We start from the raw sequence: 8,430 nt of genomic DNA, 5'->3' as shown, positions 1-8,430 counted from the left end.
ACCACAAACCCTCCAAGACTCGCTACGAGTGAATGGCTAGTTCTTTCTCGGCGGGAATCCCACCCGCTATATATCACGACCTATGCTCGGTCGCTCCAGGAGTCTACGTGTTTTTCTTCCGCTAGTTACTGTTTTCAATCATTATTTCGTCATTTTTATAAGAAAAATAAAGTGTAATTTCTTACTTCAATTTATATATTATTTTTTTATCAGCTTAATTAACAAGAATAATTATTCAGCATATCGATTTGCAGATTAATTATTATTCCGCGCATTTATCTGGTAACATCAAGAGAAAGCTTATTTAATAAAGCGTTCCCCTCTATCTTTTTAACAGTCTTCTAATCAGATAAATAACAAGGACAACAGCTATCACCGTAATAATCATCCCTGGTATTCCGATATTTCCCATCATCTATTAATCCCCTTCTCTATTTCAATACGAGTTAATTGTAAGAATTTTATATATTCTGTTCTTTCATGTTAACATATCCATAGAGGTTGTTGTGATTAGCTGGGAAAATACATTCTAAGAAATCTCAATATCCTTAATACCTCCCAGTTTATTTGAATATATTTTTCAACATTCAATCCCATCCTGAAGTAAATACAATATGCTCCGCACTATCTAAACTTGGGTGACGCAGCAGCCCACTTTTTTCCGCAACCCTTAACGAAGGTATATTAGATGGACGAACTCTCGATATGATTGGTAATTCAGAAAGGTGTTCACGAGCTAAATACACAGAATATCTGGCTACCTCCGCAGCATATCCTCTTCCCCAAACCTTTGGTGAAAATCTATAGTACAAGTTTAACACTTCGCGCCCTTGCCAATTTATATTTCTTACGCCTCCAATTCCTACTACATCCGAGCCCTTATGCTCAGAAATCATCCAATAACCACAGCCATGTGTTATCCAGTCCTTATTCCAAAGCTCTATCTTTTCCAGAGCTTCATCCATGTTTTTCATTGGTCCGGAAGGCCGGTATGTATTTGTTTTAGGATCTCCTTCAATCTCAAGGACAGCATAAGCATCTGCTTCTGATGGCTTTCGAAGAATTAGATTTTCTGTTTTTACTTGTTCAAAGACTTTTTTGATTAAAGCATTCATTATAAATTCCTCTCTTCTTATACAATATTGATTTTTATAATTCTAATTATTTAAATTGAAATGAAATGATACCATTATGCCCTCTTTATTTTTTTATTACCTCAAGCTGATATTAATTGCTCCCATATTAAAAGGCTATTTAACAAAGAAAGACCTGTGCCCATCTTTTACATAGCACAGGTCTTTCTAGACAGATTAGAAAATCTGACGTTTTTATTTATTACACCGACTGTATCGCTTCTTCAACAGCTGTCTGTCCAGCTACTGCGCGGAATCTCTTGCCGATGGTTGTATCATTTTTCAAGCTGGTATAAATTACTTTCGCAATATCTTCCCGAGGGACTTCTCCACGTTCCACATTGGCTCCAAGATTTACTTGATTGGTGCCAGGTTCATTCGTTAATAGTCCTGGATGAATAATGGTATAGTCTAAATCGGAGTTTAACAGCCACTCATCTGCATAGTGTTTCGCTACGACATAAGGTGCAAACGATTCAGGGGCTGATTGAATAGCTTCACGGCTGGTATCAAACGAACTGATCATGACAAAACGTTTAACATTCGCCTGTTCTGCCGCTTGAATGGTTTTCACCGCTCCATCCAAATCAATCATCAGGGTTTTATCCTTTCCAGTTTTCGGACCGGAACCAGCTGTGAATACGACCGCGTCCACACCCTCTGCTGCATTAGAAATTGTATCGACTTCATCCTCTAAGTTAACAACGGCCGTTTCCGCACCTAAATCTTTAAAATAATTCGCTTGTTCTTCCTTGCGAATCATCGCACGTGCCTGATCCCCATTGTCTTGAATCAGCTTGACCAGATGCTTCCCTATTTGTCCATTTGCTCCAACTACTAAGATATTCAACACACTCACCCTTTCTTTTTGACTTCTCCCTGTTTATTGTAAAGGTTTCAGAATGAGATGTTAAATAATTGGATTGTGTAGAAAAGCGTGCTGGGTAGTCAGCGTGATTTCATTTCGTCTGAATGCCTGCCCTGACGTTAATCCCATCCGCCAGATTAAACTAACAAAGCTACTTAAGGTTTTCTATTCATCTTATTCCCCCCTGCTTATACTCCTTCTCACGCCTCCCCCATACCAAAACCTAGTAAAAGCAAATAAACAAGTGCTCCCGTTAAGTTGAGAGAAATTATCAATCCAAATACGGCAACAACCTTTTTTTCATTCTTTTTAAAAAGAGCAGCTACACTTAAGATGATTGATAACGGAGCGCCAATTAATTGAGCAATAAGTATAGTTTGAGCTAATACTAATGGTTCTATATCAGCCACGGCAAACAATAATAGAAATAATAGTATAGGCAGCCCGAGTGATAGATAACTGATCCAAGAATACTTTTTCATCAAGAAAGCCTCCATTCTTCGTAAAGCCTGATAGATATTTCACAGAACAGCTAATTTAATTAAAGTAATATTATTCAAATTATTTTAACACAAAGCTGCTGATATAATCATGACTATTTTATTTACGTACCCACAATCGCAAAAACAGGGCTTATCACTCCAAACAACATGGTGATAAGCCCTGGCTGCTATTTAATGATTGTATTGACCTGAATAAGCTCCGGCTTTGCCCCCAGCACTAACAGAAATACTTGTGAATAGGAAACTTGTTCTAAACGCTGCAGGATAGACAGCAATTTTTCGAAATCCTTTTGCTCTTTTAATAAATTCACTTCTTTCTGATAAAGGTGTATAACAGACTCCCGAATAAAAGGAGGTTTGGTTGCTTCTTCATTTCTTACTAATAGTTCCCCTAAATATTTGTAAGGAATCTGCAACTGTCTAGTCAGACTCACGATATGCTGTAAATGCTCATACAATTCTCTGTAATCCCTTTGAAGCTGGTCAAGCTCTTCCTCTATATGATATAAACTATTTATATTAACAAACATAGATATCTCCTCTTTCCCATGGTTTTTCCAAACCAATAATTTGTGTCAGCTCTTTACTGTGTTCTCTTCGCTTCCGGCGCATCGCTGCCCGTTTTTCGCCAGATTCATATAAGAATTTTTCTTCTGTTGATTCCGGTACAATGGGTGCTACTTTCACAGCCTTTTTGTTGCTGTCCAGGGCAACAAAGGTAAGAAAAGCAGTGGCAGCAATTTTTCTCTCCCCTGTAATCATATCCTCGGCAATCACCTTACAAAAAATCTCCATCGATGTATTGCCTGTATAGGAAACAAAGGATTCAATACATACCGAATCAGACTGACGAATCGGATGAAGAAAATCAATTGAGTCCGTAGAGGCTGTGACACATTCCTTCACTCTGGCATGCCTTCTTGCAGAAAGCGTGGCATTATTATCTAATTTCTTCATCAATACACCTCCAAAGAGGGTATTGTAATTATTTAAATCATTGATTAGCACTTGATCCGTACTAACTACTCTGCTTTCGTTTGGATGCTTATAACTGTTCATATTTCAAGTGTTCCCTTCCTTAATAAAATTGCTTTATTTTTACTCTATACTTATCTTAAATCCTATCGTTCTATAATAAAAATAGTTATTCTTTATTTGAACTATAGATGAAATCTATGGAAGCGCCATATTTAATTATTTTTGCCATCTTTAAACATCAATTGTTCCTGCATAAACTTCAGCCACTCTTTGGTAACAAAGGAGGTATAGCTATTCTTCTTCCAAATAATTGCTAATTGCCATAAAATCGAAGGATCCGCAATTTCAATACTGACAACGTCTTCCTTTAGCGTGTCAATAATACTTGCCGGGAGAATACTTACCCCAAGGCTTGCCGTAATCATCTGTTCGATAAAGTACCACTGTGAGCTCTCCGCAATCACCTTAGGAATAAAACCAGCAGTCTTACACGCCTCGGTTATACGATCATTTAAGATGAAATCTTCACTAAATAAAATAAAGTCATCATCCTTTAATTCAATAAGACTTACTTTCTCTCTCTCGGCAAATTTATGAGAGCGCGGAACCACCAATTTCAACTGTTCCTCAAGCAGAAAAAATTGATGAAAGGTATCCGTATCTGTCGGCAGCACCGTAATACCGACATCGACCTCATCATTAATGATGCTCTCTTCAATCCGCTTACTGCCACTTTCTAATAATTCAAAGCTGATATCCGGATAGCTCTCATGAAACTCTCCAAGCGTGTGAATAAACAGCTTTACATTCATAATCGGAGGCAGCCCTATTTTAATATGCCCCTGCTTCATTCCTAACAAATTATTCATTTCTGTCGGAAGATTTTCATATAACCGGACAATTTCTTTTGCCTGCTGTAAAAAAGCTTTTCCCGCATCAGTAAGCACCATTTGCCGTTTATGACGGTCAAATAATTCCATTCCTAATTCTGCTTCTAGATCCCGTAAAAGCTTACTAATCGTAGGCTGTGAAATATACAGCTTTTCTGATGCCTTAGTCATGCTGCCAGTTTTGACGATTTCTATAAAATAAATCATGTGTTTTAGTTCCATTGTTTTGCCTCTTTCTTAATTAGGGTAGTTATTTTAAGTTTACCATTTTAAAGGTTAAGATAACCATTCAAGTATTGTAGATAGCCGCTGAATTTGGCGGAAGGCAGTTTTTCTAATTCTGTTGTAGAAGCCATTTCATTGGTTATATTGCTATTGTTAGCGACGGAAACTTTTACAAACAAAAACACGCTCTAACGTAACATTATTCTACGTTAGAGCGTGTTAAATATTTAAATTATCTCTCGAAAAAATCTACATCAAATTCATATTTTATATAAATCCAACAAAGAGCGTCCCACTGCATAGTCTTTGTCGTTACTAATCTCTTTTATTCTTTTGGAAGCTCAATTTCGAAATCGAGTTCTTCGCCTAAATCATCGTAACTTTCCGAATCATATGGAGCAGAAAATACTAATCGAACAGACTCTACTTCTTCTGCTTCAGAATTTTCAAGCATGTAATAGAAAGTATCGTTCGCTTTCGTTCCAGCCATCATTTCTCCGTCAATATGTCCGCTTAACCACAAATCAGGCTCAATCTGCTCTCCCGTACTTGTAGCCATTCTACCTTGTCCAGCGTAGAAAGTAACATCATTATCCGACGTGTTCTCTACGGAAACATCTACTTGAATATACTCGATATGATCCGTCTCCAGCATATCCGCTGTTTCTCCTTCAAAGCTAGCCTCAGCAGTAGCAATCTTATCAATCGTTAGAACAATTGGACCAGTTTCGAAAGTTTCGCCTTCTTCCCACATTCTATGTAGTGTGCGAGTACCGTCCTCTGTTTCTTCTGTTTCGCCCGGTTGTGGCGATTCCGAATCTTCCGTTTGCTCCTCTGTGTTACCTTTGTTTTCTTCTTCCGTGCTTTCTTCAGAATTTTGCGCGTCCTCTTCGCCTTCTGCTTCACTTCCACACGCAAAAAGAACCAATGATAGTAATAAGAATAATACCGTTAATAAAATCTTCTTCATTTACTAATTCCCCCCTATTTTTCTAAGCTCAATATGCTCACCCCTAACATACTACATTATTTCCAATAGAATGAAAAGATGTTTATTAAAGTCTATTTAAAATATTTTATCGCACTAATTCTTTTATGTGCTTTACATATCTACACGCACGATTTTAGTCGTGTGATTCGAAATCTAGAATATTACACTTAATGAATGCTTCCACAAATACGTTAAAATTGCGCCATAACAGATTTAACGGGGATTAATGACTACTGATGGCCGAGATCGAACTGACACTCCTTATGGAACACGGTTTTGAGTCGTGCCAAGGTATCTCGAAATGCTTAAACCTATATTTTATGCGGATAGAAGTCGATTAAACTTCGCCAAACTCCTAACCACTTCGCAAGATTTCCACCTCCACGACACATTCTCGCGTTCTTTGAAACGTCAATGTAAATCCCCTGTAAAATTATCCACCGATATGTTACGCTAACTCCAACGTGAAATTTACCATTAATGGAAAAGGAGTTCGTTTACATGGCGAAAGAGAAAAAGAAGATAACCCCTTCCCGTGCCATTATCGGAACAGCAATATGGGTTATCGCAATTGCATTTATCATAATTAACGTAACTAACCCGAACGACAATGACGAGGACGTAGCTAATGATTCCGTGAGTTCGGGCGAAGCAGCTTCCGAGGAACAAGCAGCGAGCGCAGAGGAATCCGTCGATCCTACAGATACTGCGGAAGATGAAAACGAAGAAGAAAATGTATCATCTAATGAAAGAAGAAAGTATTCAGAAGAAACCGAACAACGAGTTATTGACTATTACAACGAACTTATTGTGGAAACAGACGGGCTTATATTAGAGATTTCTCAAGAAGATAATTACGACCAAATTTACGTTATGCTGACTGACGAATTCAAGTATCTAGAGGAAACTGATCAACAAATTATTGTAGACGAGTTAGGTAATAAAATAGAAAACTTTACAAGAGCAACACTGTTTGCAACGCCAGCGAGCGATTTCCTATACGTATACTTCGTTGACAGCCACGGTAATCACCTTGCGGAAACTGGCCATTTCGACAAAGGATGGTCAGTCAATTAAATCTACATAGAACCTACCAGAGCGCTAATATTAACGGATTGACGTTTTTATTCAGCATAAATTCCCAGCATATTTACATTGATAAATGCTCATACTTAAGTTCTCTATAAGTAGTATCTTCGATGGAAAGTGCCACTATAACCAGAGTAACTCAAGTCGTTCAGATAAATGTACATTTTATACATCGCCCACTACTCTCCCCGTGCGTTTAATTAAGCTAATCTAGTCGCTCAATATTGAGTATGTCAGTTGGTTCTCTACGAAAAAATCCCCGTTAAAGCTGCATCTCAACAGCTTTAACGGGGATTAATGAATACCGGTGGTCGGGGTTGAACCGACACTCCTTACGGAACACGATTTTGAGTCGTGCGCGTCTGCCAATTCCGCCACACCGGCATGTGTTTGGAGGCGGTAACCGGATTTGAACCGGTGATAAAGGTTTTGCAGACCTCTGCCTTACCACTTGGCTATACCGCCATTTATTTTAGAGCGGAAGACGGGATTCGAACCCGCGACCCCCACCTTGGCAAGGTGGTGTTCTACCACTGAACTACTTCCGCAAAAATGGCTGGGCCACCAGGATTCGAACCTGGGGTACACGGGATCAAAACCCGATGCCTTACCGCTTGGCTATGGCCCAACGATTCTATTATTGATTTATGTAGTATTAAATAAAAAAGGGGCGACCGGTGGGGATCGAACCCACGTGTGCCGGAGCCACAATCCGGTGCGTTAACCACTTCGCCACGACCGCCATATTGGCAGGGGTAGTAGGAATCGAACCCACATCAAAGGTTTTGGAGACCTTCGTTTTGCCGTTAAACTATACCCCTATGATATTTTATAAATGGTGGAGGGAGTAGGACTCGAACCTACGAACCCGATGGGAGCGGATTTACAGTCCGCCGCGTTTGGCCAACTTCGCTATCCCTCCACTAAATGAAAGGTGGCTCGGGACGGAATCGAACCGCCGACACAAGGATTTTCAGTCCTCTGCTCTACCGACTGAGCTACCAAGCCAAATCTTATTTCAAATGTTTAAGNTTTATGAACTTACATGGTGGAGGATGCAGGGCTCGAACCTGCGACCCCCTGCTTGTAAGGCAGGTGCTCTCCCAGCTGAGCTAATCCTCCATTTGGTGACCCGTACGGGATTCGAACCCGTGTTACCGCCGTGAAAGGGCGGTGTCTTAACCGCTTGACCAACGGGCCATGTAATAGTTTAAATGGCGGAGAGCGAGGGATTCGAACCCTCGAAGCCGCGATAGCGGCTTACACGATTTCCAATCGTGCTCCTTCGGCCTCTCGGACAGCTCTCCATATGGCTCCACAGGTAGGATTCGAACCTACGACCGATCGGTTAACAGCCGATTGCTCTACCACTGAGCTACTGTGGAATAATTCCATAATATTAAAGAAAGAAGTAATTCGCTTGTCCTTAAGGACTTCATAAGAGAATACTCTTGCCTGGCAACGTCCTACTCTCGCAGGGGGAAGCCCCCAACTACCATTGGCGCTGAAGAACTTAACTTCTGTGTTCGGCATGGGAACAGGTGTGACCTCTTCGCTCTCGCCACCAGACAATGTTTTAAAAATCAGTAACAATCAATATTATAATCGTTTTTGAGAAAAAATCAAGTACTAATTTCAAAAAATATGTAAGAATTTGCACCCTGAAAACTAAATAAGAGTAACGTGACATGAAAAAACTTAGATAAGTCCTCAATCGATTAGTATCCGTCAGCTGCACGTGTCGCCACGCTTC

General features: G+C 39.7%; 8 protein-coding genes, 12 tRNA genes and 1 rRNA gene. 1 reads left to right on the top strand and 20 read right to left on the bottom strand.

The window, feature by feature from the left end; translation table 11 throughout:
* Positions 1-587 precede the first annotated feature (587 nt).
* From ACFO3P_RS04415 to ACFO3P_RS04385, 7 genes are all read right to left on the bottom strand, one after another.
* Positions 588-1,115: a GNAT family N-acetyltransferase gene (locus tag ACFO3P_RS04415; RefSeq protein ID WP_289585510.1), complete on the bottom strand. Its 528-nt coding sequence runs from the start codon at positions 1,113-1,115 to the stop codon at positions 588-590.
* Positions 1,116-1,335: 220 nt separating this feature from the next.
* Positions 1,336-1,983: an SDR family oxidoreductase gene (locus tag ACFO3P_RS04410; RefSeq protein WP_042533470.1), complete on the bottom strand. Its 648-nt coding sequence runs from the start codon at positions 1,981-1,983 to the stop codon at positions 1,336-1,338.
* Positions 1,984-2,201: 218 nt separating this feature from the next.
* Positions 2,202-2,483 carry a hypothetical protein gene (locus ACFO3P_RS04405; RefSeq protein WP_256706051.1) on the bottom strand — a complete coding sequence of 94 codons (282 nt, stop codon included), beginning with the start codon at positions 2,481-2,483 and terminating at the stop codon, positions 2,202-2,204.
* Positions 2,484-2,671: 188 nt separating this feature from the next.
* Positions 2,672-3,034: a hypothetical protein gene (locus tag ACFO3P_RS04400; protein ID WP_193064531.1), complete on the bottom strand. Its 363-nt coding sequence runs from the start codon at positions 3,032-3,034 to the stop codon at positions 2,672-2,674.
* A complete protein-coding gene (locus ACFO3P_RS04395) occupies positions 3,024-3,563 on the bottom strand; it encodes an acyl-CoA thioesterase (protein WP_193064530.1) in 540 nt (179 codons plus the stop codon). Before ACFO3P_RS04395 ends, ACFO3P_RS04400 begins: the two co-directional genes overlap by 11 nt.
* Positions 3,564-3,694: 131 nt before the next feature.
* Complete coding sequence (gene cidR, locus ACFO3P_RS04390) at positions 3,695-4,594, bottom strand: cidABC operon transcriptional activator CidR (protein WP_193064529.1); 900 nt, start codon at positions 4,592-4,594, stop codon at positions 3,695-3,697.
* Between the two features lie 328 nt (positions 4,595-4,922).
* Complete coding sequence (locus tag ACFO3P_RS04385; protein ID WP_289585509.1) at positions 4,923-5,567, bottom strand: hypothetical protein; 645 nt, start codon at positions 5,565-5,567, stop codon at positions 4,923-4,925.
* 522 nt (positions 5,568-6,089) lie between these two features.
* On the opposite strand from ACFO3P_RS04385, the gene ACFO3P_RS04380 reads away from it, so the two are divergent.
* Positions 6,090-6,665 carry a hypothetical protein gene (locus ACFO3P_RS04380; RefSeq protein WP_042533457.1) on the top strand — a complete coding sequence of 192 codons (576 nt, stop codon included), beginning with the start codon at positions 6,090-6,092 and terminating at the stop codon, positions 6,663-6,665.
* 314 nt (positions 6,666-6,979) lie between these two features.
* Here the strand turns inward: ACFO3P_RS04380 and ACFO3P_RS04375 are convergent.
* From ACFO3P_RS04375 to rrf, 13 genes are all read right to left on the bottom strand, one after another.
* Positions 6,980-7,061, bottom strand: a tRNA-Leu gene (locus tag ACFO3P_RS04375).
* Between the two features lie 7 nt (positions 7,062-7,068).
* Positions 7,069-7,142 (bottom strand) — tRNA-Cys (locus ACFO3P_RS04370).
* Between the two features lie 11 nt (positions 7,143-7,153).
* Positions 7,154-7,225: transfer RNA gene (locus tag ACFO3P_RS04365), tRNA-Gly, on the bottom strand.
* Between the two features lie 5 nt (positions 7,226-7,230).
* Positions 7,231-7,305 (bottom strand) — tRNA-Gln (locus ACFO3P_RS04360).
* A 41-nt stretch (positions 7,306-7,346) separates the two neighbouring features.
* A tRNA-His gene (locus tag ACFO3P_RS04355) sits at positions 7,347-7,419 on the bottom strand.
* Positions 7,420-7,424: 5 nt separating this feature from the next.
* Positions 7,425-7,498: transfer RNA gene (locus tag ACFO3P_RS04350), tRNA-Trp, on the bottom strand.
* A gap of 15 nt (positions 7,499-7,513) precedes the next feature.
* A tRNA-Tyr gene (locus ACFO3P_RS04345) sits at positions 7,514-7,599 on the bottom strand.
* 13 nt (positions 7,600-7,612) lie between these two features.
* Positions 7,613-7,685, bottom strand: a tRNA-Phe gene (locus ACFO3P_RS04340).
* A gap of 38 nt (positions 7,686-7,723) precedes the next feature.
* Positions 7,724-7,799: transfer RNA gene (locus tag ACFO3P_RS04335), tRNA-Val, on the bottom strand.
* Positions 7,800-7,802: 3 nt separating this feature from the next.
* A tRNA-Glu gene (locus ACFO3P_RS04330) sits at positions 7,803-7,877 on the bottom strand.
* Between the two features lie 15 nt (positions 7,878-7,892).
* A tRNA-Ser gene (locus ACFO3P_RS04325) sits at positions 7,893-7,984 on the bottom strand.
* 3 nt (positions 7,985-7,987) lie between these two features.
* Positions 7,988-8,062 (bottom strand) — tRNA-Asn (locus ACFO3P_RS04320).
* Positions 8,063-8,130: 68 nt separating this feature from the next.
* A 5S ribosomal RNA gene (gene rrf, locus ACFO3P_RS04315) occupies positions 8,131-8,246 on the bottom strand.
* Positions 8,247-8,430: the final 184 nt, after the last annotated feature.

The sequence above is a fragment of the Oceanobacillus aidingensis genome, from assembly GCF_042654105.1.
Classification (GTDB): domain Bacteria; phylum Bacillota; class Bacilli; order Bacillales; family Amphibacillaceae; genus Oceanobacillus; species Oceanobacillus oncorhynchi.
This window is presented reverse-complemented; position numbering and strand designations above follow the sequence as displayed.

Excerpts from the sequence above, each read along its gene's own strand:
- ACFO3P_RS04415 (WP_289585510.1), bottom strand. The coding sequence starts at position 1,115 with ATGAATGCTTTAATCAAAAAAGTCTTTGAACAAGTAAAAACAGAAAAT.
- ACFO3P_RS04405 (WP_256706051.1), bottom strand. The coding sequence starts at position 2,483 with ATGAAAAAGTATTCTTGGATCAGTTATCTATCACTCGGGCTGCCTATA.
- ACFO3P_RS04400 (WP_193064531.1), bottom strand. The coding sequence starts at position 3,034 with ATGTTTGTTAATATAAATAGTTTATATCATATAGAGGAAGAGCTTGAC.
- ACFO3P_RS04395 (WP_193064530.1), bottom strand. The coding sequence starts at position 3,563 with ATGAACAGTTATAAGCATCCAAACGAAAGCAGAGTAGTTAGTACGGAT.
- cidR (WP_193064529.1), bottom strand. The coding sequence starts at position 4,594 with ATGGAACTAAAACACATGATTTATTTTATAGAAATCGTCAAAACTGGC.
- ACFO3P_RS04385 (WP_289585509.1), bottom strand. The coding sequence starts at position 5,567 with ATGAAGAAGATTTTATTAACGGTATTATTCTTATTACTATCATTGGTT.
- ACFO3P_RS04380 (WP_042533457.1), top strand. The coding sequence starts at position 6,090 with ATGGCGAAAGAGAAAAAGAAGATAACCCCTTCCCGTGCCATTATCGGA.